General features: G+C 43.0%; 25 protein-coding genes. 11 read left to right on the top strand and 14 right to left on the bottom strand.

Features of this window, described 5'->3' with window-relative positions; translation table 11 throughout:
• Positions 1-97: 97 nt before the first annotated feature.
• Entirely contained in the window at positions 98-2,041 is a 1,944-nt protein-coding gene (locus CQ839_RS15375; RefSeq protein WP_103669167.1) for a S9 family peptidase, read from the bottom strand.
• A gap of 158 nt (positions 2,042-2,199) precedes the next feature.
• Positions 2,200-2,835 (bottom strand): DUF1361 domain-containing protein, encoded by a 636-nt coding sequence (locus tag CQ839_RS15370; RefSeq protein WP_103669166.1) that lies wholly within the window; start codon positions 2,833-2,835, stop codon positions 2,200-2,202.
• Positions 2,836-2,916: 81 nt separating this feature from the next.
• Here CQ839_RS15370 and CQ839_RS15365 point away from each other — a divergent pair, with 81 nt between their 5' ends.
• The 3 genes from CQ839_RS15365 to eno all read left to right on the top strand — a co-directional run bounded on the left by CQ839_RS15365 (position 2,917) and on the right by eno (position 5,954).
• Positions 2,917-3,681 carry a TIGR00297 family protein gene (locus CQ839_RS15365; protein WP_103669165.1) on the top strand — a complete coding sequence of 255 codons (765 nt, stop codon included), beginning with the start codon at positions 2,917-2,919 and terminating at the stop codon, positions 3,679-3,681.
• 197 nt (positions 3,682-3,878) lie between these two features.
• A complete protein-coding gene (locus tag CQ839_RS15360) occupies positions 3,879-4,244 on the top strand; it encodes a cyclic nucleotide-binding domain-containing protein (RefSeq protein ID WP_103669164.1) in 366 nt (121 codons plus the stop codon).
• A 426-nt stretch (positions 4,245-4,670) separates the two neighbouring features.
• Positions 4,671-5,954 (top strand): phosphopyruvate hydratase, encoded by a 1,284-nt coding sequence (gene eno / locus CQ839_RS15355; RefSeq protein WP_103669163.1) that lies wholly within the window; start codon positions 4,671-4,673, stop codon positions 5,952-5,954.
• A gap of 52 nt (positions 5,955-6,006) precedes the next feature.
• On the opposite strand, the gene CQ839_RS15350 is transcribed toward eno, so the two are convergent.
• The 5 genes from CQ839_RS15350 to CQ839_RS15330 all read right to left on the bottom strand — a co-directional run bounded on the left by CQ839_RS15350 (position 6,007) and on the right by CQ839_RS15330 (position 13,801).
• The gene (locus CQ839_RS15350; RefSeq protein WP_103669189.1) at positions 6,007-7,608 is read right to left on the bottom strand and encodes an Hsp70 family protein; all 1,602 of its coding nucleotides are present in this window, start codon (positions 7,606-7,608) and stop codon (positions 6,007-6,009) included.
• A gap of 59 nt (positions 7,609-7,667) precedes the next feature.
• The gene (locus tag CQ839_RS15345; RefSeq protein ID WP_103669162.1) at positions 7,668-8,540 is read right to left on the bottom strand and encodes a bile acid:sodium symporter family protein; all 873 of its coding nucleotides are present in this window, start codon (positions 8,538-8,540) and stop codon (positions 7,668-7,670) included.
• Between the two features lie 18 nt (positions 8,541-8,558).
• A complete protein-coding gene (gene nadC, locus CQ839_RS15340) occupies positions 8,559-9,413 on the bottom strand; it encodes a carboxylating nicotinate-nucleotide diphosphorylase (RefSeq protein ID WP_103669161.1) in 855 nt (284 codons plus the stop codon).
• A gap of 87 nt (positions 9,414-9,500) precedes the next feature.
• Positions 9,501-12,170: a DUF3536 domain-containing protein gene (locus CQ839_RS15335; protein WP_103669160.1), complete on the bottom strand. Its 2,670-nt coding sequence runs from the start codon at positions 12,168-12,170 to the stop codon at positions 9,501-9,503.
• Positions 12,171-12,391: 221 nt separating this feature from the next.
• A complete protein-coding gene (locus CQ839_RS15330) occupies positions 12,392-13,801 on the bottom strand; it encodes a trypsin-like peptidase domain-containing protein (RefSeq protein WP_103669159.1) in 1,410 nt (469 codons plus the stop codon).
• A 190-nt stretch (positions 13,802-13,991) separates the two neighbouring features.
• Between CQ839_RS15330 and CQ839_RS25720 the strand changes: the two genes are divergently transcribed.
• The 6 genes from CQ839_RS25720 to CQ839_RS15305 all read left to right on the top strand — a co-directional run bounded on the left by CQ839_RS25720 (position 13,992) and on the right by CQ839_RS15305 (position 17,722).
• Positions 13,992-14,117 (top strand): hypothetical protein, encoded by a 126-nt coding sequence (locus CQ839_RS25720; protein ID WP_258040752.1) that lies wholly within the window; start codon positions 13,992-13,994, stop codon positions 14,115-14,117.
• 45 nt (positions 14,118-14,162) lie between these two features.
• Positions 14,163-14,585 (top strand): hypothetical protein, encoded by a 423-nt coding sequence (locus CQ839_RS15325; protein WP_103669158.1) that lies wholly within the window; start codon positions 14,163-14,165, stop codon positions 14,583-14,585.
• A gap of 4 nt (positions 14,586-14,589) precedes the next feature.
• Positions 14,590-16,188: a GUN4 domain-containing protein gene (locus CQ839_RS15320; RefSeq protein ID WP_103669157.1), complete on the top strand. Its 1,599-nt coding sequence runs from the start codon at positions 14,590-14,592 to the stop codon at positions 16,186-16,188.
• A 717-nt stretch (positions 16,189-16,905) separates the two neighbouring features.
• The gene (locus CQ839_RS15315) at positions 16,906-17,118 is read left to right on the top strand and encodes a hypothetical protein (protein WP_103669156.1); all 213 of its coding nucleotides are present in this window, start codon (positions 16,906-16,908) and stop codon (positions 17,116-17,118) included.
• Between the two features lie 15 nt (positions 17,119-17,133).
• A complete protein-coding gene (locus tag CQ839_RS15310; protein ID WP_181016214.1) occupies positions 17,134-17,280 on the top strand; it encodes a hypothetical protein in 147 nt (48 codons plus the stop codon).
• A 187-nt stretch (positions 17,281-17,467) separates the two neighbouring features.
• Positions 17,468-17,722 carry a hypothetical protein gene (locus CQ839_RS15305; protein WP_103669155.1) on the top strand — a complete coding sequence of 85 codons (255 nt, stop codon included), beginning with the start codon at positions 17,468-17,470 and terminating at the stop codon, positions 17,720-17,722.
• A gap of 59 nt (positions 17,723-17,781) precedes the next feature.
• Here the strand turns inward: CQ839_RS15305 and sixA are convergent, their stop codons facing one another.
• From sixA to purS, 3 genes are read right to left on the bottom strand one after another with little or no spacing between them, the layout of a single operon-like run.
• Positions 17,782-18,288, bottom strand: coding sequence for a phosphohistidine phosphatase SixA (gene sixA / locus CQ839_RS15300; protein WP_103669154.1), 507 nt, complete (start codon positions 18,286-18,288; stop codon positions 17,782-17,784).
• On the bottom strand, positions 18,281-18,991 hold the full coding sequence (purQ, locus tag CQ839_RS15295) for a phosphoribosylformylglycinamidine synthase subunit PurQ (RefSeq protein WP_103669153.1): 711 nt from the start codon (positions 18,989-18,991) through the stop codon (positions 18,281-18,283). The genes sixA and purQ overlap by 8 nt, the downstream gene beginning before the upstream one ends.
• Positions 18,988-19,251, bottom strand: coding sequence for a phosphoribosylformylglycinamidine synthase subunit PurS (gene purS / locus CQ839_RS15290; protein WP_103669188.1), 264 nt, complete (start codon positions 19,249-19,251; stop codon positions 18,988-18,990). The genes purQ and purS overlap by 4 nt, the downstream gene beginning before the upstream one ends.
• Positions 19,252-19,908: 657 nt before the next feature.
• Between purS and CQ839_RS15285 the strand changes: the two genes are divergently transcribed.
• Positions 19,909-20,130, top strand: a complete 222-nt coding sequence (locus CQ839_RS15285) for a hypothetical protein (RefSeq protein ID WP_103669152.1) — start codon at positions 19,909-19,911, stop codon at positions 20,128-20,130.
• 188 nt (positions 20,131-20,318) lie between these two features.
• Here CQ839_RS15285 and CQ839_RS15280 read toward each other — a convergent pair whose 3' ends face one another.
• Together CQ839_RS15280 and CQ839_RS15275 are read right to left on the bottom strand one after the other, a co-directional pair.
• Entirely contained in the window at positions 20,319-21,275 is a 957-nt protein-coding gene (locus tag CQ839_RS15280) for an AEC family transporter (RefSeq protein ID WP_103669151.1), read from the bottom strand.
• Positions 21,262-23,121 (bottom strand): N-acetylmuramoyl-L-alanine amidase, encoded by a 1,860-nt coding sequence (locus tag CQ839_RS15275; protein WP_103669150.1) that lies wholly within the window; start codon positions 23,119-23,121, stop codon positions 21,262-21,264. The genes CQ839_RS15280 and CQ839_RS15275 overlap by 14 nt, the downstream gene beginning before the upstream one ends.
• Before the next feature lie 216 nt (positions 23,122-23,337).
• Here CQ839_RS15275 and CQ839_RS15270 point away from each other — a divergent pair, with 216 nt between their 5' ends.
• Complete coding sequence (locus tag CQ839_RS15270; protein ID WP_103669149.1) at positions 23,338-24,282, top strand: NAD-dependent epimerase/dehydratase family protein; 945 nt, start codon at positions 23,338-23,340, stop codon at positions 24,280-24,282.
• A 90-nt stretch (positions 24,283-24,372) separates the two neighbouring features.
• On the opposite strand, the gene CQ839_RS15265 is transcribed toward CQ839_RS15270, so the two are convergent.
• Positions 24,373-25,242 carry an aldose epimerase gene (locus CQ839_RS15265; protein ID WP_103669148.1) on the bottom strand — a complete coding sequence of 290 codons (870 nt, stop codon included), beginning with the start codon at positions 25,240-25,242 and terminating at the stop codon, positions 24,373-24,375.
• 108 nt (positions 25,243-25,350) lie between these two features.
• Positions 25,351-25,776, bottom strand: a complete 426-nt coding sequence (locus CQ839_RS15260; protein WP_103669147.1) for a thiol-disulfide oxidoreductase DCC family protein — start codon at positions 25,774-25,776, stop codon at positions 25,351-25,353.
• Positions 25,777-25,885: the final 109 nt, after the last annotated feature.

Below are 25,885 nucleotides of genomic sequence, written 5' to 3'. Positions count from 1 at the left end.
AGTATATTCATTCTGAAAAGATATTCCCAAGGAAATTCGAGTTTTTTGTTTTAATTTTTTTTCTGTAAGGATTTGAGAGCGCAAAGCTCTCAAATCCTTATTGATTTTCGATCGCAATCGCTTCAATTTCGTCAGCAGGAGAAAAGCCAAAAATTTGTGCGTAGAAATAGAACTCACCATCGAGGGCGCGTTTGATATTTTCGGCTTTGCGGAAGCCGTGCTGTTCGCCTTCAAAGGGAACGTAGGCAACGGGTAAACCCTTTTGACGTAGAGCATCCACCATCATTTCCGCTTGATTGGGTGGCACGACCTTATCTTCTAAACCTTGGAAAAAGGCGATCGCACAGGAAAGTTTTTCGGTGAAATGAATGGGCGATCGCTGAATGTAAATTTCTTTCTGTTCAGGATATTTGCCGATTAGACTATCGAGATAGCGTGACTCAAATTTATGGGTATCCGTAGCAAGAGCTTCGAGATCGCAAATGCCATAATGACTAGCCCCTGCTTTGAAATCATCGCGAAATGTCAAGGCGCAAAGTGTCGTATAGCCGCCAGCACTCCCTCCCGAAATCGCAAGGCGATCGCCATCTACTAAACCCTTATCGGCAAGAAATTTCGCTCCATTTGCGCAGTCATCCACATCGACGATGCCCCAATTCCCCTTAAGGCGATCGCGATATTCGCGTCCATAGCCTGTACTGCCGCCATAGTTCACATCTAGCACCGCAAAGCCACGACTTGTCCAATATTGAATGCCGAGGCTTAAACTTCCTGAAGTCGAAGCGGTGGGGCCACCATGACTTTTGACTAACAAAGGTGGTTTTTCGGAATCATCTGCTTGAAAATCTTTGTTTTTCGGAGGATAGAATAATCCATAGGATGTCTTCCCATTTTCGGTGGGAAACTCTATCGGCTGAGCTGCGGAAATATAGTCTGGGTCAAGCTGTAGATCTGAGGCAACCCGTACTTTTTGATAAGTTCCTGTTCGCAAATCCATTAATATGATCGCAGTTGGCTCCGTTGCCGAACCACCATGAAAAACAGCGTGATCGCCTTCGCAGTGCAATCCTGAGATGGAACTAAAGGGCGTAGAGATTTCTTGTAAACCTATTTCTAGATTAGCAGGATCGAGAATTGCTAAATGAGATTTACCATGTTCTGTATAGGAACAGAGGATTTTACCATCACCTGTAAAGTCATAGGTAGACATGCCAAATACCCACTGCGGTAAACCAAACTCAGCAGACTTTGGACAGATAGCTTCAATAGCAATATCTTCTACTGAAGTACGATAAAGATTCCACCAACCTGTGCGATCGCTAACAAAGTAGAGCTTCCCATCGGGTGACCATTCTGGCTGAAATATAGATTCTTCAGTACCTCCTGCGACCAGTTGTGGATTTTGAATTGTGAGAACGCCTGTATCTGATTCCACAAGATCGGCTACCCAAAGTTCAGTTCCATCCCAAGGCATATTCGGGTGATTCCAACTAATCCATGCGAGTTTATCGCCAGTAGAATTCAATCTAGGCGAAGCATAAAAATCTGCTCCTGTGACCAATACCTGAATATCTTCGCCGTTGCTGGTATCTACCGCCACCAAAGTATTAATCGGCTCACCTCCACTCGTATGATCTTCGCGAACACAAATCAACTTGCCATAAATCCGATTCCAAACAAAATCGGCATAACGATAGGCACTTTCGGTCGTCAGTGGTTTGCATGATCCACCGCCAACTTTACGATAAATGCGGCGATCGCTAAAGTTAGAGAAATAGATACGTCCATCGCTTACCAGATATTCGCCGCCGCCGTATTCATGGACTAGCGATCGCACATTGATTGATGCGGGTGTCATTTCGCGATAATTACCATCCATGTCATAGCGCATGATCACATTACGCCCTAATTCTTGTGGTCTGCCTTCATTCCAATAGACATTACCTCCATCAATGGCGATCGCGCCGAGGCGAATACTACTAGAAACGATCAAATCTGAACTAATTGGCGATTTCCAAGAACCGTAGGTCGCGAGAGGCATAAATTTTATGGTGAATATTGCAAACTATCTATTGGTATTACAGCAGTTTTTGCTCAAAAAAAACTGCTGTACGGAAACATGGAAATTTTGACAAATAATTTCATAGGCATAATCCAAAATAAAGATCGAGATATCGAACTGATGCTCTTTCATATAGGTTATGCCGAAACTTGGTTAGAGCGATTGTGCCAGTAGAAGACTAGCGACATATTAATCCATTTGAAAATGTAATAAAGCCCAGTAAAGGTGATGAAAAATAAAATTGTGCCAAAGAGAAAATTAGGGCTTGCAAAGTTATAAATTGTATTGCGAACAACATTTAGGGGGTTAGTGAACAAATCCCAACTATTTAATCGATTAAATCGTCCCAAATACACACCAAAAGCGCAGATAAAATTTACGCTTACTTCGAGCCAAGTTGTATTTTTAATTATCTTCAGCCAACCTAAATATTTGATGAGCTTCATGACTGAAGCCACGTAGCACTGAAAACCTAATAATATAAAAACGATATATTGCGGAATTAAGATGAAGATTATGCCGTTGTCAGAAACGTTTGGCATTCGGACATCATCCACAAAATGAATAATATCGGTAATGATATAAGGCGCATTGGGCAAAAATAAGATGAAAGTTGCTAAGCCGAACCACCAGATCGGATTTAAAGGTAGTCGTTTTGGCGATCGCTTTGCAAATAAAATAAAACTAAGTGCGCAAGGAATTATTGCTAAGAAAAGATTCCAAACCATAAAACCACTTAAATTTCCCCAAAACAGCTCAAGTGCTTCTGTCATTATTTTTACTCCGTAGTATTTTGAATAAATAGGCAGTAGGGTGGGCAATTCCAACCTTACTAATTTTTAAGATTGACTTCCATGATAAATAGTTTCCCCATTTCACAGGGCTGGTTGATCGCGATCGCCCTTAATACGCTTCTCGGTGCGATCGCCTTACTATTACCACGTAAAGTCTTAACCACCGCAGGCATTTGTCATGCATGGGCTTTGGGAATTACAGTCTGGGGCTGTCTAGGATGGCAAGGCTATGTCGTTATTTTAAGCTATCTGATCGTCGGTTCGGGGGTAACTCGAATTGGCAAGGATATCAAAGAAGCAAAAGGCATTGCTGAAAAACGCGATGGCGCAAGAGGCCCCGAAAATCTTTGGGGATCGGCGGCGACTGGTGCTTTCTGTGCGATCGGGCAAGCAATTGCTCCCAATCCGCTTTGGTTATTGGCATATGTCGCTAGCCTCAGCACCAAACTTGCGGATACGACTGCTAGCGAAATTGGCAAAGCTTACGGTAAAAGTACATTTTTGATCACCACGCTCAAGCCAGTTGAAGCAGGAACTGAGGGAGCTGTCAGTCTAGAAGGTACAATCGCTGGAGTTATCGGTTCGCTATTAATGGCAGCAATTGGTTGGGCGGTGGGATTACTAACTAGTCCTTGGGATCTGCTTTGGTGTGCGATCGCTGCTTTCGTCGCCACAAATATTGAAAGCTTGATCGGAGCCACTTTACAAGAAAAATATGACTGGCTCACTAATGAACTTGTCAATGGAATTAATACAACTATTGGCGCAGCGATCGTGGTTTTAATTGCACAGTTATTACGAGCTTTTAACCTCAAGTTAATGTAAATTTAACCTTGTTAGATGCACTCACAAATTTAAGCTGTCAAATTTTAATTAAGCCTTAAAACTAGCAGCAGTAGTAAATATCATCAATTATTTCAAGAGATTAAATTGTTTCTAAAGCTGTTTAATTTGCAATTACAATCTTTGTTGTATTTCTATTTCACTTTTTTATTTGCTTTTGTATAAAGCGGAGTTCAATTTTGACTACGATTGATTTGTTTGCTAATACCAAAGACTTTGAGATTATCCCAGAAGGGCAAGTAATCTTTGCACAGGGTGGAATCGCGGATCATATGTATGTGGTCATCGAAGGGGAAGTAGAAATTTTTATAGATGGTAAGTTATTGGACACCACGTCTGCTGGCGGCATTGTTGGAGAAATGGCACTGATTTACTCCAGCCCCAGAAGTGCCTCAGCGATCGCCAAAACTGAATGTAAGCTAGTCCCCGTAGATCAAAAGCGGTTTAACTTTTTGGTACAGCAAACTCCTAATTTTGCAATTAACGTGATGAAAATCATGGTTGAAAGAATCAGAAAACTAGATGCTCTTGTTTTATCGCATTAATAGCTTTAGCCAAAGCAATTTTTAGTTAATCAGTTACCTTACGCAGCATAGAATCCCTGTCATAGCATAGGTCTAGGGCTGGCACGGGGGCGCGACGGTAACCTCGTTCTGCGTAACATCAGTTAATCAAAACCCAAAAGATAAAGATGCGGCGCGAAGCGCCGCATCTTTATCTTTTGGGTTAGCTGTAGCTAGAGAAGTTAAGACATCAAACCCAAAAGATATAGCAATGTAAGAGATACATCCAAAAGATAGTTGCGGCGCGAAGCGCCGCAACTATCTTTTGGATGTGTAGCTATAACCGATACCTAAAAGTGAATTTTGTCAACTTTTTTGATGAACACCTAACATTTGAGAAATGGGACAGCGCTAAACTGTAAGATTGTTGCGAAAGCTTTACTTAAAACATTAAAGGAATAGCTCAAAGTGACTAAAGGCACAGAAATCATTGCGATCGCTGCACGAGAGATCCTCGATTCGCGCGGCAACCCAACCGTTGAGGCGGAAGTCAAACTTGCCAACGGCGCAATCGGTCTCGCACAGGTTCCCAGTGGCGCATCTACAGGTAGTTTTGAAGCCCATGAATTGCGGGATGGAGATAAAAAACGCTACCGAGGCAAAGGGGTTTTAATCGCAGTTCGCAACATTACTGAAAAGCTACTACCCGAACTGAAAGGGGTAGATGCTCTGAATCAAGAACTCGTTGATCGGATTATGATCAAGCGGGACGGCACACCCAATAAATCCGAAATTGGTGCAAATGCGATTTTGGCAGTATCTCTAGCTAATGCCAAAGCAGCATCCGCAGCGATCGGACAGCCTCTATATCGTTATCTGGGCACACCTCTCTCGAATGTTTTGCCAGTTCCCCTGATGAACGTTATCAATGGCGGCGCTCACGCAGATAACAACGTTGATATCCAAGAATTCATGATTGTGCCATTAGGCGCACCGACTTTTAAAGAAGCATTGCGCTACGGTGCGGAAGTATTCGCGGCGCTTAGCTCGATCCTTCATGAAAAAGGCTTATCAACGGCTGTCGGCGACGAAGGTGGATTTGCTCCTAACCTAGAGTCTAACCAAGCAGCTCTAGAATTGCTGATCGACGCAATCACTAAAGCTGGCTATAAACCAGGGGTCGATGTTGCTTTGGCGCTAGATGTCGCATCTAACGAGCTGTTTAAAGATGGCAACTATGCGATCGATGGTAAATCTCTATCTCCTCAAGAGTTTGTCAACTATTACGAAGGTCTGATCTCCAAGTATCCGATTGTCTCGATCGAAGATGGACTGGAAGAAGATCAATGGGCTAGCTGGAAGGCAATGACCGATCAACTCACCAATACTCAGTTGGTGGGTGATGATTTGTTTGTAACCAACAAGACTCGTCTAGAGCGTGGTATTCGTGAAGGTTGCGCTAGTGCAATTTTGATTAAGCTCAATCAGATTGGTAGTTTGACTGAGACTTTGGAGGCGATCGCTACTGCTGACAAGAATGGTTATCGCTCGGTGATCAGCCATCGCTCTGGTGAAACTGAAGATACCACAATCGCCGATCTTGCCGTTGCCACTCGTGCAGGTCAAATCAAAACAGGTTCTCTCTGTCGTAGTGAGCGTGTTGCTAAGTACAACCGTTTGCTAAGAATCGAAGCAGAACTTGGCAGCCAAGCTGTCTATGCTGGCGCTGTTGGTTTAGGACCTTCGCGCTAAGCAATACCAAAGCACAAAATGGCGTAGCCATTTTGTGCTTTTAAAAACCTTGCTATACAAGTTGCACCACAGGGATATCTGCTAATAAATTTTGTTTGGTTAACAGATCAAGAACTGTAATTCTTAATGTGCGCTTTTCGTCTACTTGGAAGGAAACCTTGATGCGATCGCTACCAGTTTGCCCTAGTGGATCAAGCTTCGCGATCGCCTTGCTATTCTCATTGAGAATCTGCGCTGCAACTTGCTTGACATCTAAAACACGGGTAACAAGTCTGTCATCTTCAAAATAAACTTCTACATTGGTTTCACCCAACTCACCAATAACTAACTCAATGCTTGGCTGATCGACAACAGATGCACCAAGCGTGAGTTCTACTGGTTTGAGTAATGGATAGGTCTCACCCGATTTAATAATCGTATGCCAGTTATGTTTTTTGTAGCGCTTGTCCCAAAAGCGTACACCATAGCTGTGATAGAGAAAGTCCTTTAATTCCCATCCCTGCGAAATTGCTCCATGAGCGATCGCCTCGAATGGTTTATTAGCTTTTACTTTCTCGACAGGAAAATGCCGCACAGCCCATTCTTTTACAGTAGGAATTTGGGATGTACCGCCTACTAAGAGCACTGCCTCGATTTGATCTAAATCAATATTTTGGCGATTTGCTTGTTGGCGAATGCGATCAAGAGCGCTATCGAGATTAATAAAAAATTTATGCTGTTCGAGGATTTGATTTAATTGCGATCGCGTCAAAGTTAATTCATAGGATTCAAAGGTTTGATCATTAAAATAAACCTCAGTTGATGATTCAGCGTTAGAAAGAGCGATCTTAATTCGTTCAGCTAAGCGGTCTATGAGCGAGTTCTTCGGCAAGCCTAAAGTGGAATGGAAGTAATCAATGATCCAATTATCAATATCAATGCCACCAAGATTTTGCCCAGTTTTGGCGAGAACTTTAGCGGTTTGTGAACTTTGATTATTAGTTAAAGGTTTATTTTTAACTGTGCGATCGCCCCATTTTAATAAGAAACCTAAAGGTGATTTGGGTTGGGTAGATTCCGTTTGTAGTTGCGCAAAAGATAATTTTACTAATGACAAATCTAACGTACCACCGCCAAAATCTACTACTAAGATAGTTTCATCACCACCATTAATTCCATATCCCAAAGCAGCAGCAGTAGGCTCGTCTAGGATTCGCACCTGATTTACGGTTAGTTTCTCGCAAACTTCTCCAAGCCAATTACGATATGACTCAAAGCTATCAACTGGAACCGTAAATATTAATGAGTCAACATCTGGTAAGCTCTCAATGATTTTTTTTAAAAACCATTCTCCCACTAGTTCAAATTCTATTTCGCGTCCATCTACTTCTGGTACAAACATGGACATATTAGAGCCAATCGCTCTTTTGAAAGCTTTAAAAAATCGCTGTTCGCCTTTATTACTCTTGTTGTCTAAACCGCGATCGCTAACCTCTTGACCAATTAGCACCTGCTCTTTGGCAGCATCCTGCACATAGACAAAGCTAGGAATCAATGGCGGATTGTCAGCAATGAGGCTGCTATAGTCAGCTAGTTTGACCGTTTCCATTTCTCCATTCTCATTAATTCTCGCTATAACGGTATTACTCGTCCCGAAATCAATTGCATATTCCATAATTGTAGTTCCTTGACCCATAGTGGTAATTAATTGCCGCTATAGAAAAATAATTATTATCAAACTAAGGCATTCTTCGATAAGCTCTTGCCATAGAGAATTGCCCCAAATCCAGTCATATACATGAACAGACTATAAATAGCCGCAGGGATTGCCATATCTTGATTTCCCAACATTCCTGCTGTAATCGCGATCGCTAAAGTTCCATTCTGTATTCCAACTTCGATTGCTATACAAATCTGCTGCGATGAACTGAGCTTTAGTAGTTTACTGATCACAAAACCTGCGACCATTGAGAACAAGTTAAGCAAAATCACTCCTACACCTGCCTGCACAATAAACTCAGGTAATCGGCTCCATTCGCGAATAACGAGAATCAGAATAATTAAAGCGAGAAAGCCGATTGCTAGGCGACTAGTAACCTTTTCTAAACTGCGGGAAAGCTCAGGAAACCTATACTGTATATACATTCCTATCACAACAGGAATAATCGTAATTAAAAAGATCTGCCCCATTGTTGTTCCAATGGGCAAAGAGATCGCTGCGCTCTGTCCGATAAAATGATTTAGAGCTAGATTTGCAAGGATCGGAATCGTAAATATGGTGATTATGCTACTACATACCGTCAATGTCACCGACAAAGCTACATCTCCACCAGCGAGGTAAGTAATCATGTTTGATGACACACCACCAGGGGCAATGGAAATAATCATCAATCCCACTGCGATCGCAGGCGGCATTGCTACAATCTGTGTAATTATAAAGCCGATGATTGGTAACAGGACGATTTGACTAAATAATCCCACTGACACCGCTTTAGGATATTTTGTAATCCGTTGGAAATCCTCAAACTTTAGTGATAGTCCCATCCCCAGCATGATTAGAGCTAAGGCAATGGGTAAGATTAGAGTCGTAAACATACTTTCTTGCATATTTTGTTATGAGATGAATTAGGAACTAATTCGCATACTGATGTCTAACCAATGCGATCGCGTGACCATTGCCGAAGTGGAAATATAATCTACACCTAGATTTGCAACTTGAGCAATGGTACTGAGCGTAATGTTGCCAGAAGCTTCGATTTTTGTATGGCTGCTATTTTGGCGGATGAGAATGATTGCTTCCCGCATCATTTCTACTGGCATATTATCGAGCATGATCACATCAAGATCTAGTTGCACTGCTTCCTTTACTTGAGGAATTGACTCAGTTTCTACTTCAATCGATGTGGTAAATGGAATATTTTCGCGTACTCGTTGTACCGCTTCTGTGATGCCGCCAGCCGCCGCAATGTGATTATCCTTAAGCATCACTGCATCATCTAAGCCATAGCGATGATTGATCGCACCACCAATGAAAGTGGCATATTTCTCTAAGATGCGCATTCCTGGAATAGTTTTGCGGGTGTCAACTAGATGCGCTTTCGTGCTACTAATCGCCTTGACATATTCTGCCGTAGAGCTAGCAATTCCTGATAATCGCATTACTAAATTAAGCGCAACTCTTTCGCCCATAAGCAATGTGGCAAGGCTGCCCGTAATTTCGGCGATCAGTTCACCTGATTTGACAGGTTTCCCATCCTGCGCGATCGCGACGAAATTTACTGATTGATCTAACAAATAAAATACTCGTGCCGCGATTGCTAGTCCTGCAACCACACCATCAGCTTTGGCAATCCACACAGCCTTTCCAATAGGCGCATTACCATCTGGAAATAAACCACTAGTGCTGCGATCGCCACGCCCGATATCTTCGCGTAACCAGTCTTCAATAAATGGATCTAAAACAATAAAAGGAGGAAGCATTATCTAGATATTTTTAAATGATTGAAAAGAAATTCCTAAACTGTAGGGGCAATTCATGAATTGCTCCTACAGTTTAGGAATCAGGATCTAAGCATGAAGCCAAGCTTCAGTGGCAATACCTAATTTACTAGCTGTATCAATTAACTGATGTAGCTCCAAATTAGAAATACTTTCGCAAAGATTAACCTCTATATGAATTGGTTGTTTTTGAGTAGATTCCAAATCGAGAATCTGTCTAGCAAGTACACACTTTGGGGCAATCCTTACTGATAGATAGTTGAGGAAAGCCTCTTGAGAAAGGTCAAGATCTAACTCCAGATCTAGGCGATCGCTAATTGCTAAAGACTGCTCAATCTGATTGAGATAGCTAAATAGCGACTTTTCGTCGATATCTTGCAATTGCGAAAGTTGCTGAATTTGTCTCAAAATATAATTTTCGAGAATTTCGGCATCTTCCTCATGGGTAAACTTACAGCCCAAATTAAGCGCCTCGATCGCGACAGCATCTAATCCCACGTTCGGGAGTGATTCGCCAGTTTCTAATCGCTTGAGTTCCTCGGTGAGGCGATTGTTTAGCACAATCTCCGCTGCGACTTGCAGTTCACGCGGTACTGGTAGATCATCCCGACGGAATGAGATCAAGATTCCATAGTTATCACGATAAACTTGTTCGTAAAGCTGATCGAGTCTAGTCAAAGTCTCATCGGCGAGCATTCGCAAAATTCGATGGCGCTCTTCCGCAAAGAGATGATGCAGATTGAACTGTTCACCACTAAAGTTGCTAGCCATCGTCAGAATTACGGCTGCCGTATTCGCTTGTTTGAGAACCTTAAATAGAGTTGCTTTGATCTCTTCGTATTCACGTCTTCCTGTGAAGGGTTGGATACAGCAATGGAAGTCATCACCACCAAGGTGCAGTACTGCAAAAATGTAATTTACAGATTCTTGCGTGATTCCAGAAACTAATTGAATCTGCCCGATCGCTAAGGACATTGAGCCAATCCGTTGCAGTTGATAATCCTGTTGTTGAATTTGGTAGCAATAGATTTGTTGCGATCGCGCATAGTTACCCAACGTCGAACTAAGGGCATATTGGGCAGCAACTTGAGCGAGGGTAATGCGGTTAGTCGCCACTTGATGTTTAAAGACTCCTTCACCGTCTTTAAATTCAACGAGATTGCTGGGTGATTTTGCCATGCGATGAATAAACTCATCCTCTAGCAATACTCCTGCAACATCAGCTGCTAGTTCGATCGCTCTGGCGGCATAGCGCAAAATCTGTACGGTTTCAGGTCGTGATAATTCTTCAAAAAACCAACCGCAACTCGTAAACATGAGCAAAGCGTGGCGTTGCATTTCCAACAACCTAAGAGCATCAACCCTCTGAGCCGAGGTCGAAACTTTGCTCCCAGACTGCTGCGCAAAAAATTTCTCTAAAACTGGAGAATGTTCAGATATGCCATCGCGCAGAGAATATTGCAGCACGTCAATATAGCGATCGCGTGCTTCCCAAGGATCATTAAAATATTTGCGCCCGATATCTACGTAGACAGCAGCTAGGCGATCGCGTAGCCAGTTGAGACTATCGCGCAGTGGTCGCCGCCATAGGAGTTGATAGCCAGATCCTTCGCCACCACATGTACAACCACCCTGCCAGCGATCGACTCCGTGAGCACAACTCCAAGCAGTTACAGATTTTAGCTCTGCTTCCCATTGGGGTGGGAAGAGGCTTAAATAATGAGCATAATTAGTGACATTCCAGCCGCGCTTGGGAAATTCTTCGACAAAGGCATAGGAAAGGGTTTTTTCAGTAAAGTGCTTATGATGTCCAAAAGTTTCGCCATCGGTTGCTACCGAAACAATCTGATGCGGACGGTGATCTCCCTGTACAGCTTGACTAAGACGCTTGGCAAAATTATGAGAGCTACCTAAGAGATCGCCAAAGCCCATATCACGCGAGATTGGCCCATCATAGAAAAATACATCGATATAAGCATCAGTATCTGCTGGCAAATGGTATTGACCAAGTTCCGATACATTGCTGTTATTGGCATTATGGCGGCGCAAATAGCAACGATAGGGACGATTGGGATCAATCTGTGCTCCGCCGACTTCTTGCCATGCAGGGTTAGGGTTGTTTTCAGTGGGTTGAGGACGACAGCGCTGGGCTTGAGATGGCGCGAGAATAATAAACTTGATCCCCTCTAAAACTAAAGCTTCAAGGGTTTCATAGTCTACAGCAGTCTCAGCCAACCACATCCCTTCAGTCTCACGCCCAAATCTCGCCTTAAAATCTTCTTTGCCCCAACGAATTTGCGTCAATTTGTCCCGCCAATTCGCTAAGGGCATGATGATGTGGTTATACACCTGTGCGATCGCATTGCCATGACCATTAAGGCGCTCGGCGCTGCGTTTATCAGCATCTAAAATCGCTTGGTAGGTATCGCGATCGTGAAATTCCATCCATGAGAGCAGTGTTGGCCCCATGTTGAAACTCATGTACTCATAGTTGTTGACGATCTTGACGATTTTGCCATCATGGCGCTCAATCCGAGAGAATGCGTTGGGGCGATAGCATTCATGGTGAATCCGCGCATTCCAGTCATGAAAAGGAGCCGCGCTTTCTTGCCGCTCGATCGCATTTAGGTAAGGATTTTCACGCGGAGGCTGATAAAAGTGACCGTGAATTGTAATATAAATTCCCGAATCGGTCAAACTCTTGACATCAGGCGAAGAAACAGAAGCAGCAACAGTCACGCAAATCTTCCCTTAAAGCAAACGACATTTATTACATCTTGGCAGATTTTCTCGGTGGTTCGCAAGGGATTATCGAAAAGTTTTAGAAGCACTCAAGCAAACAAGCCCTGCACTCAAGTGCGGGCTAAAAGCTTAAGTCCACTGAAGTGGACTACGGAATAAGTTCAATTAACCCGTTTCAACGGGTTTTAGCTCTTACCCCGCACCTGAGTGCAGGGCTTTTATCTAACTGTTTTGACTATAAGTTTGTATGCACCTTTGCCATTGGGATCAAAAGCATTAACGATCGTGCGATAGGTTCCTGTAACAGGCAATTCGAGCGTCATTGAGGCATTTTTACGACTGGGTAACCCATTGTTTTCTTGCAATACCCTGCTGTCTGGTGCAAATAAAACTAAATAGGGATGAAAATCAGAACTGACAAGTTCAATTTGAACAACTTGACCTGCTAGACCATTAAAACTAAAAGCATCAAAGAGACTACCATCTTTAGCATAGACTCGACTCTGAGTTCCTAATATTCCATTTTTCTGTAAAATGATGCGGAGATCGTCTGTTGGTTCAATTGGTGATTGAGAAGTGAAGTTATTACTCAGCCGACCTGCGATCGTGAAAGAGCCAGTTTGTCCGACTTCATAGGAGTTGGCATAGAGAGTATATTTACCAGTACTGGGTAAAGTAACCGCAATCCGAGCATTCTTACCGCCACCGCCATCATCATCCTCCGCAATTTTGCGCCCTGTTGAGTCAAATAAAACTAGATAGGGATCAATCCCATTACCACGCATTTCAATCACTAATGATTGTCCTGCTTTACCTTGAAATTGATAGGCTTTGTAATAGCTGCCATCGGGCAAAGTATTGTCTGAAGCTGTTAAGACTGAGGCGATCGCATTGCCATCAAGATTAAGAACAGTAGGACTGGCAACAGCAGGAGTGGGATTATTCGCGATCGTCCCTTGTTGAACTGCGGCAATAAATTGCTTAACGGTGTCAGCCTCGATCGCTAAACCAATGCCACTATTGACTGAACTAGTGGTAAAAATAGCAGTATTTACTCCCACTAGTTCGGCACGACTGTTCAGCAAGGCCCCCCCCGAATTCCCAGGGTTTAGAGCCGCATCTGTTTGCAATAACTTGCGATCGCTGTCAATGCGACTAATGATCCCTGTGGTCAATGTTCCTGCAAAACGGCCGAAGGGATTACCGATCGCAAAAGCTCTCTGCCCCACTTGAATTCCATTGGAAGATGCAATTTGAATTGTCGGGAGGTTTGTGGTTACGCCCTCTAGTCTGATCATGGCAAGATCAGGATTGCGACTGCTAGCAATGACAACCCCACGAAATTGGCGCTTATCACTCAGGATCACATTTACTGTGGTGGAGCCACGTACTACATGGGCATTAGTCAAAACCAAGCCCTTGGGATCAATAATTGAGCCACTGCCATTACCACTGCGAGACTGGATCGATACGACTGCGGGGCTAGCTTGTTTATAGACACGAATATTTGTATCTTCATCTTGGGCATTAGCAGGGGGCGGCGCGACTAAGGGAAAAGTTGCGATCGCGCTTACGCCACCGCACAATATTAGGCTAGCTGCCAAAAATTTAATTAATCCTTGTTTCACAAAACCATCCTCAGTCGCGATCGATCATTTAGTTTGAGTGGAGCAAATGCTGCAAAATCCAACTCACATAATGTTAGAAGTATTTTGAGTGCATAAAGTTGCTTTACCCAGCCACTTTCATTATGAAACTAATTTTAGGGTTTTCAGCATATGGAGCGCAATTGACTAACTCATGTTACGCAAAGGGAAGATGTCAATCCTGCTGCTAGAGTGGCAAAGCAACCACGGTGGGATTTCCCCTTACCTTAAAAATCCAGATTTGTATGGGCTGTTGTTTTTAAATCCGATCGCCTATTGGATTCCTTATCAAATGTGAGAAAATAATGCATAATTGCTAGAAATATGCAGTCTAGAGGCAAAAATGCAGGAATCAAATTGGGGTGATGAGGAATTGTGGATCGTGACGAGTGAACCCAAAGATCGCTCGCAATCTACTGAAACAGGTCAGAAAGCTGTCGGGAAAGGTAATAATCCTTATGGTTCTTCTACAGCAACAGTTTCGGGTGAAGAACTTAAAGAAAGTCGTGTTAAGGCAGTGACACTAGCGACGCAAATGTCCGAGTTTGTAAGGATTATCGGTCGAGTCTTTGCTGATGCGCAAAAACAAATCGATCCGCTAGCGGGACTGCAACTGGATGAGATTAAGTTGGCGGTAGAGATTTCGGGTAAGGGTGAGATTAAGCTATTGGGTACTGGTATCGAGACATCTGGTAAGGGTGCGATCGAGTTAAAATTTAAACGAGCTGAGTTGCCCAAGGTTTCTAAGGCTTCGGAGACAGTTTAAAGCTATGGCGAGAAATTGCGCGGTAATTGTCGGAATCAATGATTATGATGAGATTTCGCCTCTGAAGTATGCCAAAAGCGATGCTGAGAGGATGCGTGATTTTTTCATGCAGGATTTGGGTGTTAGTAATGACGATCTGTACTTTTTCACCGATGATTCGCCGCGCAATGCTCAGGGACGCAAGACGCAGCCGACCTATGGCACGCTCAAGTCTTTTTTAGGCGATCGCTTTGCCAATCCATTTCTATCGGCAGGGGATACGCTATGGTTTTACTTTAGTGGTCATGGGATGCCTTGTGAGGGGCGCGATTATCTGTTGCCTAGTGATGGTAATCCGCGTTCTATTCCCGATCTGGCGATTCCAATTGGTTATGTGACGGAACGCTTGCGGCGGAGTGGTGCGGATAATGTGGTGATGTTGATCGATGCTTGTCGCAGTGATGGCGCGAAGAATGCGGGGATGGGCATCGGTGAGGAGAAGCAACAGGGTGTGATTACGTTCTTTTCTTGCAGTCCGTCACAGGTTTCCTATGAGATTGATGAGATTGGGCAAGGGGCGTTTACAAATGTGTTGTTGGAGGCGTTGCGGATTCAGGGTGAGGGGAATTGTGCGACGGTGGAGAGGTTTGCTAATTATTTGAAGGCGCGTGTGCCGCAGTTGACAAAAAGGTACAAGAATTATGTGCAGTCGCCCTATGTCAAGATTGAGCCTGAAACGAAGTTGCATTACATCCTATTGCCTATGTTTGCGAATCTCTCGGATATTGCTTTGCTTAGAGAAAATGCACTTGAGGCTGAAAATGAAGGAGATTATGATTTAGCTTTTCAGTTATGGCTAAGGGTAAATGTTGCGGCAGGTGGGACGGATATTAAGGCTATTAAAGCTTTTCAACGTTTGGCAAATAAGCAATCTGCTCCAAGTCTTCAACCAAGGGAAGCAGTTAGTTCTAGTGGTAGTAAAACTCCTTCATCACCGCAAGTTTCACCCCCAGCGGTTCCTAAAGAGTTTCAAAGAGAAGTTATTGGCAGAAAAACTCCGCCAGTGTCACCAGTGCCAGAGATCAAGAAAAATCCTGTGGAATTGGTGAGCGCAAAGGAGATTGATTATCGCGAGTTGGAGAAATTGCTGAAGGCAAAGGAATGGCGCAAAGCGGATGAACTGACGGCGAAATTGATGTGTCAGGTTGCTAATCGCGAAAAAGAGGGTTGGCTAGATACTGAGCATATTGCGGCTTTTCCTTGCGAAGACTTGCGAACGATTGATCAGTTATGGGTGCATTACAGCAGTAGCAAATTTGGTTTTAGCATTCAGAAAAAACTCTGGCTGGAGTGCGGCGGCGAGATTGGTAAATATGACTTGAAGGTGTGGAAAAAATTTGCGGCAAAAGTTGGCTGGTATCATCCACATTATAGTTTTTTATTTGGTGCTGGGGGCTGGAGGACGTATACTGAATTTATGAATGACACTAAAAATGCCCAAAATGCTCTCCCAGCAAGCCTCCCACGAATTTCGGTAAGATTGGAGGTTTATAATTTTAATGATAAAATAGGAAAGAATTGTGTCTCTTCTCTCGCGCAGAGACTTGTGAAGTGTAAACCATAAAGCTTTCACACCTCTATAAAGATTTGTAAACCGACAATTTCCTACAGCATAATCAGCATCCTAGCATTTCGTTACCTGTCATATCAAGGAAAAGGTAAAAAGGAAAAAGGAAAAATTTTTTTGATAAATTATACCAATTCACAAAAGTGTGACAACACTTCTGTGAATTAAAAACCAAACCCTGTAAGGGCTTTAAAAACACAAAATGGCTGTGCCACTTTGTGTTTTGGTATTAGATGTAGGGGTAGAGCATTTGCGCCACTATCTCGCAACTCTCCACCCGAATCTTCATTCGCAAATGCTCTACCCTCTTCGCTGTCACCAACAATTTATCCCTGCGGTTTGGAGATAGTCAGTGAATGTTAAAGTTTTTGGGCGGGTTGAGAATTTGGGTGAAAGTTGAAGGTTAAGGGCAGTGCATTCCCGATTTAGACGGATCTAAAAATTCATAAACTGTGGCGGGAATGCACTGCCCTTAATACCTGTAAACAAATATTTTTCTTTTCCCTTATGTTTCATCGACAATCCTCAAACCGCATGGATAAATGATCGATGAAAGCAAAGAGGGTAGAGCATTTGCGAATGAAGATTGTAGTGGAGAGTTGCGAGATATTGGCGCAAATGCTCTACCTCTACAAATATTTTCCTTTTTCCTTGAATAAAATTGCTTTTTGCTAAAATAAACTTCAACAACAAATTCTTATCTTGGTTAAACTCATGATTAGTCGAGAAATTTTAAAAACAGCCATTGATACCATAGACGACACCCAACTAGAAATATTGCATCACATCATCTTGGCATTCAGTAAACCCATTCCCCATACTGTAAATCATAGCCTCTCAGAAAATATCAATCCACTCAAAGACAGTATCGTATTTGAGAACGATATCATTTCTCCAATCGATCTACTATGGAAAGCGGAACAGTAATTATCCTCGATACCCATGTTACGTTCCACTCGATTACCTAGAGGATTTCACGGCGATCCAAGCGATCGCTTAATCGTAGCAAGCAGCCTAGTTCACAAAGCCCCATTAGTCTCTAAAGATGAAAAAATACGGCGATGTAGCTATTTACAGGTGATTTGGTAGTGTTACGAGATAGTGTCACAAATGCTCTACCCCTAGCAATATTTTCCTTTTTCCTTGATCTCCTGTGATCTTGATCGCATTTACTCACACTCAACATCACAGGAGCATTGATTTGCGATCGCAACCCCAGCCTTGATAGAACGAGATACTAATCTCATAGAAAAATTCTTTCAAATGGCAAAAAGCAATGATCCTCAATTCACTAAACCAAGTTCGCTCGATCGTTATCAACACAATTACTGGCCCAGAAAAAGCGATCGTTTATCTAGGCAAAACTTTTGTGGTAGATAAAGCTTATAACTCTCTCGACGATGCGATCGCAGGGTGCAGAATGGATTTGGATTTGGGCATAGCAGTCTTGATTACACCCGATGCAAACAAATTTAATGTTTGGCTATCAGTTCCAGCCGAAATGATTTTGCAAACTGCTTTACCCTTGTAGCTTATACAATCTAAGCCCAACATCTTGTTTTCTAGACTTGTCACTCGTTCCTAGCTCTATTAAATCAGTAGCTTAGGTGGAATGGATAGAAATAGAATCCCATTACTCGTCCAAGGTTGCGTTTCAGGTAGAACTAAACCAATAATGCCAGCTTTTTTTAAAACAAATACACCCTTAGACTCTCCCCAAATCAGCATTTCTGCCCAAGTGGTCAGATCAGGCTCGTGACCAATAATCCCTAATGACGCTTTAGCAGGTTGTGGATGTTGTGCGAGCCATGCAGCTACCCGTTTCAGCCAATCTTCAAAACTGCCATCAGGAGCAAGTTCTGATAACTGCTGTACAGGACAGTCACTAAAAACATTGGCAAAAATATCCGATGTTTGCTGAGCACGAACTAAAGGGCTAGTTTGCAATAGATCAAACCTCAAACCCAAATCATAGAGACGTTTGGCAACTTGCTTAGTCTTTTTGCTTCCTTCATCGGAGAGAGGACGCTGCGTATCATCTTCATAACTTCCGCGCTCCTCAGCAATGCCATGGCGAATTAGATACAGACTAGGCATTAACTAACAAGCCCTCAACTAATACTTCCATCAGTCCTTCAAATAATCCTTTGCCATCAGTTCCACCCAAAACTCCTTCCGCAGCACGTTCAGGATGAGGCATCATCCCAAGCACATTGCCTTGCTTATTGCAAATCCCTGCAATATTTTCCAGCGAGCCATTTGGATTAGATTCTTCATTAACATTTCCGATCGCATCGCAATAACGGAACACGACTTGATTATTATCTTCGAGTTCTTTTAAAGCATCCGCATCCGCAAAATAACAACCTTCCCCATGAGCGATCGGTAGAGTAATAATTTGCTGTTTTTGATATTTCTTAGAGAAGGCTAAATCATTGCGCTCAACCCTTAACGGCGCGCGATCGCAAATAAAATGCAAATCTCGATTGCGTACTAAAGCTCCTGGCAATAGTCCAGATTCCGTTAAGATCTGAAATCCGTTACAGATACCGAGCACATATTTGCCCTTAGCCGCATGTTCTTGTAGCGATCTCATTACGGGTGCAAATCTAGCGATCGCCCCACAGCGCAAATAATCACCATAACTAAATCCCCCAGGAACGACGATCACATCGCAATCACTAATATCGGTATCAGTATGCCAGATTAACCTTGTCGGCTGTTGCAAAATACCACTGGTGACTGTAGCAACATCGCGATCGCAATTGGAGCCAGGGAAAACTAGGATGCCAAATTTCATACTTTTGGCTCCTCAATCACAGTTAACTCAAAGCGATAATTTTCAATCACTGGGTTTGCCAAAAGCTTATCGCAGGTTTCATTTAGCTTTTGAGATGCTTCCGCCTCATCTGTGGCATCTAGGATGATTTCGACGTACTTACCAATGCGGACTGAATCAACGTGATAGTCCATTTGTTTAAGTGCAGACTGAACAGCAGTACCTGCGGGATCGAGAACTGAGGGACGTAAGGTGACAAATATTCGGGCTTGATACTTCATGCTTGCTGTGAAATGGTGAGATGCGATCGCCATACTTGCTATATGACCGACATAATCGATCATATAGCAAGATAAACCCAGAAAGAATAGGTCGTGCAAAGCATGACCTATTTTAGAAACCATTTAAGAATTACTTTCTGCGGTCAAAAACTCTAAGAGATCCCCCTCAATCCCCCTTAAAAAGGGGGAAGAATTTAATTCTCCCCCCTTTTTAAGCTACCGTGTACACACAAGTCTAACTGTCTACGTTTCGATTTATCTCAGCCCCCTAAATCCCCCAATTCTGGGGGACTTTGAAAGAATTTTATTTTCTTGTTCCCCCAGAATTGGGGGTTAGGGGGCGATTAATTGTTGACTTGAATAGGTTTTATGACTTGTGTGTACACCGTAGCCTTTTTAAGGGGGGCTGGGGGGGATCTAGTGAATTCTTAAATGGTTTCTTAGAGTTGCAGCGTAAAGCGCTTTAACCGTAATATTTTTGTTGAAAGTGATGATTTGTATCACTTTCAACAAAAATATTGCGGTTTTTATTCTGATTACAAATTGCCCCAAGAGCAAGGCATTAGTTCTTCAGTGCTTGGTAAACTATTACGGTTAGATTTATAGCTATCATTTCTTGTCCAGTATACTCTTCACGAATTTATAGAGATAGGCTTTATGACTTCACCAAAACGCTTTGACATGCAGACATTTATTGTTAGATTTGGCTGCGGATTTCTCATTGGTGGGCTTGCAGGTGGCTTTGGGAGCTTAAGTATTTTGAGTGGTGCATTTTTGCTATGTTTTTTGATCGGTGGCATCATTTGTGGTTTGCTAGCTTGGAAATTTGGCGATGATTTTTGGAAAAACTTTAAGGATTGGACTGGTTGGTGGCTTTAAAACATATAGCAATAGCCAATCAAAAGCCAAAATAGAGTTGTGGCACGAAGTGCCGCAACTCTATTTTGGCTTTTGGCTTTTTCTTAAGTAGATGTACATAATTAACGTCAGTTCGGGATAAATCTAAAATGTCTCTGAGAGAGGGCTTGCTTTGCAAACCCTCTCTCAGAGACAAAAAGTAATATTCTTTAGCCAAAAAAGACGATCCAGATCGGTAGCATAAAAATTAGTCCGATAAATGAGAAGGCGATCGTGCTGATTAGTAAATCGCGATCGAGGTTATAGACTTCAGCAAGAATTAGCACCGATAAACCTGTTGGAGTCCCCGACATCAGCGTCAGAATCAGACGTGGATCATCTCGGAGTCCAAACATAGTCGCCCCCAGCCCGATCGCTAAAGGTACGATTCCCACGCGCAAAAAAGCTGCGATCGCCGCAGGTTTGAGGCTGTCCCACTTTTCGATTTTGCCTAATCGTAGTCCCACCAGAGACAACGCAAAGGCGATCGTTACCCATATACTCACATCTAGTCCCGACTCGATCACATCAGGTAGCCCGATCGGGCGTGTATACCAACCGATCGCAAAAGCCCATAGACTCGGCACAGTGGCAACATCAAGCAATAGCTTCCACCAAGGTGGCTTCACATCACTCTTGCCAAAGTAGCTGGCAATAAAAACAGCAATGCCATAATTACCCGCGACGTTACTAGCAATACTGTATAAAACTGCCCAATCTGTGTAAGTGGAACTTGTCAAAGAACTTGTCAGCGTCAAGCCCACAAATCCTGTGTTACCGAGCATGGTCGCTAAAATAAAGCTCCCCAAGCTAGAGCGATCGCTATCTTCTTGTTTCGCAAACTGCCAACCGACTAAAGCCAACAGCCAACTGAGAATCAACGCTGCGATCGCCACATAGGGAATATAGGGTGTATCCGAAAATTGAGTATGTCTAGCAAGGACAAATAGTTGTAATGGCACGCCCACCCAATACAGCGTGATACCCATAAATTTGGAGGTGTTGAGCGGCGCAAACCTAGACGCTACTAGGCCAACTCCCGTCCATACCATCAGTGGGATATAAGCATTGATCAGTTCACCAAAATGGAAGCTAGACCAAAATTGGTCGGGATCACTTAACAGCATTCAAAATCCATTCGGTAACGCCATCGGCAAGGGTCTTAGCCAGTAACTTTTGTTGTTGCGGATCGATAATCCATTCAAATTCAACAGGATTAATCATAAAGCCTAATTCCAAAAGTACGGATGGAGCAACTGTGGGACGGGCGAGGGCAAGATTATTCCAATAAACTCCATAATCAGCACGATTCAGCTTTTTCACGACATAAGCGTTAATAAACTTGGCAAAGTCCTGCGCCTGTGGATTGTACCAAAAGCTTCCCATCCCTGACGTATTAATCGCGTCCCCATTATCAGGCAAAGCATTGTAATGAACGCTAATTGCTAGAGTTGGCTCTTCTTGATTAATTTTATCGACCCTTGGCTCCAAAAGAACATCAGCATCATTGATGCGGGTCATAATTACCTTAGCACCGCGATTTTGTAGCTCAGTTTGGAATAGCTTTGAGGTGATCAGTGTGGCATCCTTTTCGGGGTAGCCAGTTGGACCTCGCGCTCCTAAGTCTTCAGCGCTTCCATGTCCTGCATCGATGAGAATTTTCACCCCTTGAAGTGGTTGCGAATTACTTGATGTATCGATCGCAAGAATTGGTGGATGTTTAAGGGACAAAATCAGATTTGAATCTTGGTATCGAACTTTATATCCCCATTGCTGCTTTGGTTTGAGACTAATCGTATATGTAACCTTATTAGGCTCAGTTTGTAACCATTCCAGCTTATTAATAATCGAGTCTGGATCGATTGAAATCGTATCAGTTTGAGCGATCACATTATAGAGAGTGAATGAAAATACGCGATCGCCTTGGGTAATCGCTAGAGGTACTGGCACTTCTAGCGGAATTGTCACCTCTGTCCACACATTATTTTGATTGTCAGTTTGATTAGCTTTATTGACAACTCGCTTAGTATTAATACTGCGGACAATTGAGGGTGGTAGTGGTTCTGCTTGGTCAAGCTTAGTCATATTCTTTCTGACCCAACCGCCATAGTCAAGCCTTAGCCAATCACCTTGTTTGCCTGTCACTATAGCTTTGGTTCCTTTAGGTAAAGGTGTGAGTCTTGAAAAATCACTACTTGCACCAGTTCTCGCATCAGCGGCGATCGCGGTTATTTCGGCAACTTGGATGTTTGACGAAGAGAGAATCTCTAGGCTGCCTTTGGCTTTTTGCTTGACAATGCGATCGCCAAATTTATCCTTTACGTGCATTTCATATTCAGGCTGCCCCAATTTGCTTGGCTTCTCAAAGGTGGTGCATCCACGAAAATATCCCGAAGGAGATTCTGCTGTAGCTTCATTATTGCCCGTCAGTACTGAGGAATTTGGCGGTAATTGAACATTACGACGACGAGGTAAGAGGGGAATTTCAAGATCGCCGATTCTCACTAAAACCGTTGAATTGGGCGTAGCGATCGCATCGAAGCAGATTCTTTCATTGGGTTGTCGCGCAGTATCCACAGTTGGCAATAGTGATTCTTCAACAAATCCAATATTTTGTGGGGGCAATGCAATGCGAGATTCCCTTAAAACTTTGACATTAATCAGACGCTCACTATTGCGATCGCCAGTCTCATTAACGTACTTGATCGCAAAATTATTTTCACCCAACTGAAGCGGCAAACTTGGCGCAAAATGTCCCGCCTTACTACGCGATATAGCTTTGCCATTAATACTGACATTGCCATCTTTAGGCGCAGTCCCAATAAAAAATAGGCGATCGCTGGTGGTGATATGACGCAACGGTGGATAAGTAAGATGTAGTTGAGTAGGTGGGACAAAGTTCTGAGCACCTGCTGCGATCGCAATGACAAAGCTCAACAGCCCAATTACAAAAATTCCGATCAGTCGCCGCATAATTCCGATTACTTGCTTAGATGAGCAATACAAAAAGCACCATTTAATACTAGCGTCATCGCGGAATCTTCAGTGCAAAACGCTATATTCTGAGTTTAAGTAGCTAGACGCAATTAAAAAAACAAAACCAAAATCTGTACCGTCTGCGTAGCGGATGGTACAGATTTTGACATTTGCCTAGTTACTTAAGTAAATGTAATTAAAATCAATTAAAAAATGAAAATTTTAGTAATGGGCGGTACAAGGTTTATCGGTGTGTCGCTGGTCAAATTGTTGGTATCACAGGGACATGAAGTAACTTTATTTAATCGGGGCAAGAAGCCATCCCCCGTAGCAGGACTTCGCACGATTATTGGCGATCGCACTGATCCGCAACAATTGAAGGACAAACTCAGTGGTGAATCTTTTGAGGCAGTTTTTGATAACAATGGTCGCGAACTTAGCGATACTCAGCCGCTAGTCGAAATTTTCCGCGATCGCCTCCAGCATTTTGTATATATGAGTTCCGCAGGTGTGTATCTCAATAGCGATATTTTGCCATGCTACGAGTCTGATGCCACTGATCCAAAGAGCCGACACAAAGGCAAGCTGGACACTGAAGCCTATTTGCAACAAGTCAGTGCTGAATCAGGTTTACCCTATACTTCCATTCGTCCTACTTATATTTATGGCCCACAAAACTATAACGATGTGGAAGCATGGTTCTTCGATCGCATTGTCCGCGATCGCCCAATTCCCATTCCTAGCAATGGCAAGTTTATTACCCAACTTGGTCATGTTGAGGATCTCGCTTCCGCAATGGCATCCGTCTTGGGCAATCAAAAGGCGATCAGCGAAATTTATAATGTTTCCGATACGCGCTATGTCACCTTTATCGGACTTGCCAAGCAATGTGCGATCGCTGCTGGCAAAGATCCTAGTCAACTCAACTTTGTCTATTACAATCCCAAAGACTTTGACTTTGGCAAAAAGAAAGCATTCCCATTTCGCCTACAACATTTCTTTGCGTCAGTCACCAAAGCCCAGCAAGATTTAAACTGGAATCCCAAATACGATCTATTGTCTGGATTGAAAACTTCTTTTGAACAAGATTATCTTCCCTCCAATCGTCAGCAAGCAGATATTGATTTCTCCACAGATGAGCAAATAACTAAAAACTAAACCCCAAAAGATTAATGGCGGCGCTTCGCGCCGCCATTAATCTTTTGGGGTTCAAAACTTATATTGTTACAGTAGGTTAAAGCCCTTAATTTAAAAGAAGTTTGCAGTAATCTGCATGACAGCAGAACAACTAGTATTAGGCTCCAGCACAGTCAAATACTCTTTGGTGTTTAGAGAATTACGAGTCGCGCTCCAAGGCTCTAGACAATAGAAGTCTTTACCCTTAACAGTCCAAAATACAAGATAAGTATAAAAGTCATCGTAATCGATCGCAATCTTGAGCTTGCGATCGTTATCAATTACTGAGGTTGAACGACTAGAAAGCTTGCCAAACACTGAGTCAATCTCATCTTGCTCAAAGTTAAACTTCCCGTCGAAAACGAAATTCTCCTTGGTACGATTGTCTTGATAGCCCACAGAAGGAATATCTACCTCGATCTTACTTTTGTCGCCGCAAAGGAAATAGGGGTGAAACCCAGAAGAGAAAGGCATTGGCGTAGAGGAAAGATTTTTATATTCCTGACGAACCTCTAAAGTATTACCACGTAATGTATAGGTAAAAGCTAAATGGAAGTCAAAGGGATAAACAAGTTTGGTTTGTTCGTTACTACTCAACTCAACCGTAACACTTGCGCCGTCACTAGCACTCTGTGCTGTAGCTGTCCAAGGTAACTCACGGGCAAAGCCATGCTGTTTAATTTTGTAATCCGTTCCATCAACATTGTAAGTATCATTGGGCAAATTACCACAGAGCGGAAACAGAATTGGATTGCCGCCTCTAACACTAAGATCTGGATGGGTAAAGCGCTCAGCATCAAGATAGAAAACCTCTTGACCATTAATACGCCAGCTAGTGACGATGCCACCACGTTCTGGGACAACTTCTATCTGAGAACCTGCACTTTCATCAGACAAGGTATAGGTATTGTATTGCTTTTGATCGGAGGAGACTTTATACACAGATTTTGCCCTGTAACTTTCCAGAAATGATTATATAGCTATAGCCGCTCTAAAAAAACAAGATAGAGTTGCGGCGCAACGCGCCGCAACTCTATCTTGTTTTTTTAGCTAGAGGGAGCAGGAAGTATTTGGTTTATCCGCAGCACAGCCAACAGGATAAGCGGTGTGATATATGCGATCGCGTTTCCCAAACCACTTATAGCGATTGTCTCGTATCTGGATATAGGTTGAATCTCCAAGAGCTTTAACTGGTGCGATCGCCCTATAAGCAGCAATTAAGGCTTTACCCATTGGCAATAATCGCGTAATTTCTTCGGCGGCATCGCTACCCTGCCATCTTTGCGTAGGATCTGTGTGATCGATTAAAATCATCCCCATTTCATAATCATCAGGCGTGACATTAAATTGCTGCAATGTCTGATCATCTTGCATCGGAATATAGAAAAACTGACGACCGCGATCGAACTTCTCTAAGATGCTGACAAAGTTAGCACAGAGGTTACAATTACCGTCGTAAATTACTGCGTAAGACATATGGTGTGCTAATTTCTGACGATAGGTTTCGTTAAATATAGCAAAGCAATGGATAGCTAGGACAAATCAAAGCCCAAACAAATAAAGGTGGCGCAAAGCGCCACCTTTA

The organism is Pseudanabaena sp. BC1403, from assembly GCF_002914585.1.
Taxonomy (GTDB): Bacteria; Cyanobacteriota; Cyanobacteriia; order Pseudanabaenales; family Pseudanabaenaceae; genus Pseudanabaena.
This window is presented reverse-complemented; position numbering and strand designations above follow the sequence as displayed.

Excerpts from the sequence above, each read along its gene's own strand:
- CQ839_RS15285 (WP_103669152.1), top strand. The coding sequence starts at position 19,909 with ATGACTTCACCAAAACGCTTTGACATGCAGACATTTATTGTTAGATTT.
- CQ839_RS15350 (WP_103669189.1), bottom strand. The coding sequence starts at position 7,608 with ATGGAATATGCAATTGATTTCGGGACGAGTAATACCGTTATAGCGAGA.
- CQ839_RS15325 (WP_103669158.1), top strand. The coding sequence starts at position 14,163 with ATGCAGGAATCAAATTGGGGTGATGAGGAATTGTGGATCGTGACGAGT.
- CQ839_RS15370 (WP_103669166.1), bottom strand. The coding sequence starts at position 2,835 with ATGACAGAAGCACTTGAGCTGTTTTGGGGAAATTTAAGTGGTTTTATG.
- sixA (WP_103669154.1), bottom strand. The coding sequence starts at position 18,288 with ATGCCTAGTCTGTATCTAATTCGCCATGGCATTGCTGAGGAGCGCGGA.
- CQ839_RS25720 (WP_258040752.1), top strand. The coding sequence starts at position 13,992 with ATGTCAATCCTGCTGCTAGAGTGGCAAAGCAACCACGGTGGGATTTCC.
- CQ839_RS15260 (WP_103669147.1), bottom strand. The coding sequence starts at position 25,776 with ATGTCTTACGCAGTAATTTACGACGGTAATTGTAACCTCTGTGCTAAC.
- CQ839_RS15315 (WP_103669156.1), top strand. The coding sequence starts at position 16,906 with ATGATTAGTCGAGAAATTTTAAAAACAGCCATTGATACCATAGACGAC.
- CQ839_RS15280 (WP_103669151.1), bottom strand. The coding sequence starts at position 21,275 with ATGCTGTTAAGTGATCCCGACCAATTTTGGTCTAGCTTCCATTTTGGT.
- CQ839_RS15365 (WP_103669165.1), top strand. The coding sequence starts at position 2,917 with ATGATAAATAGTTTCCCCATTTCACAGGGCTGGTTGATCGCGATCGCC.
- CQ839_RS15270 (WP_103669149.1), top strand. The coding sequence starts at position 23,338 with ATGAAAATTTTAGTAATGGGCGGTACAAGGTTTATCGGTGTGTCGCTG.
- CQ839_RS15310 (WP_181016214.1), top strand. The coding sequence starts at position 17,134 with ATGTTACGTTCCACTCGATTACCTAGAGGATTTCACGGCGATCCAAGC.
- purS (WP_103669188.1), bottom strand. The coding sequence starts at position 19,251 with ATGAAGTATCAAGCCCGAATATTTGTCACCTTACGTCCCTCAGTTCTC.
- CQ839_RS15320 (WP_103669157.1), top strand. The coding sequence starts at position 14,590 with ATGGCGAGAAATTGCGCGGTAATTGTCGGAATCAATGATTATGATGAG.
- nadC (WP_103669161.1), bottom strand. The coding sequence starts at position 9,413 with ATGCTTCCTCCTTTTATTGTTTTAGATCCATTTATTGAAGACTGGTTA.
- purQ (WP_103669153.1), bottom strand. The coding sequence starts at position 18,991 with ATGAAATTTGGCATCCTAGTTTTCCCTGGCTCCAATTGCGATCGCGAT.
- CQ839_RS15375 (WP_103669167.1), bottom strand. The coding sequence starts at position 2,041 with ATGCCTCTCGCGACCTACGGTTCTTGGAAATCGCCAATTAGTTCAGAT.
- CQ839_RS15305 (WP_103669155.1), top strand. The coding sequence starts at position 17,468 with ATGATCCTCAATTCACTAAACCAAGTTCGCTCGATCGTTATCAACACA.
- CQ839_RS15275 (WP_103669150.1), bottom strand. The coding sequence starts at position 23,121 with ATGCGGCGACTGATCGGAATTTTTGTAATTGGGCTGTTGAGCTTTGTC.
- CQ839_RS15345 (WP_103669162.1), bottom strand. The coding sequence starts at position 8,540 with ATGCAAGAAAGTATGTTTACGACTCTAATCTTACCCATTGCCTTAGCT.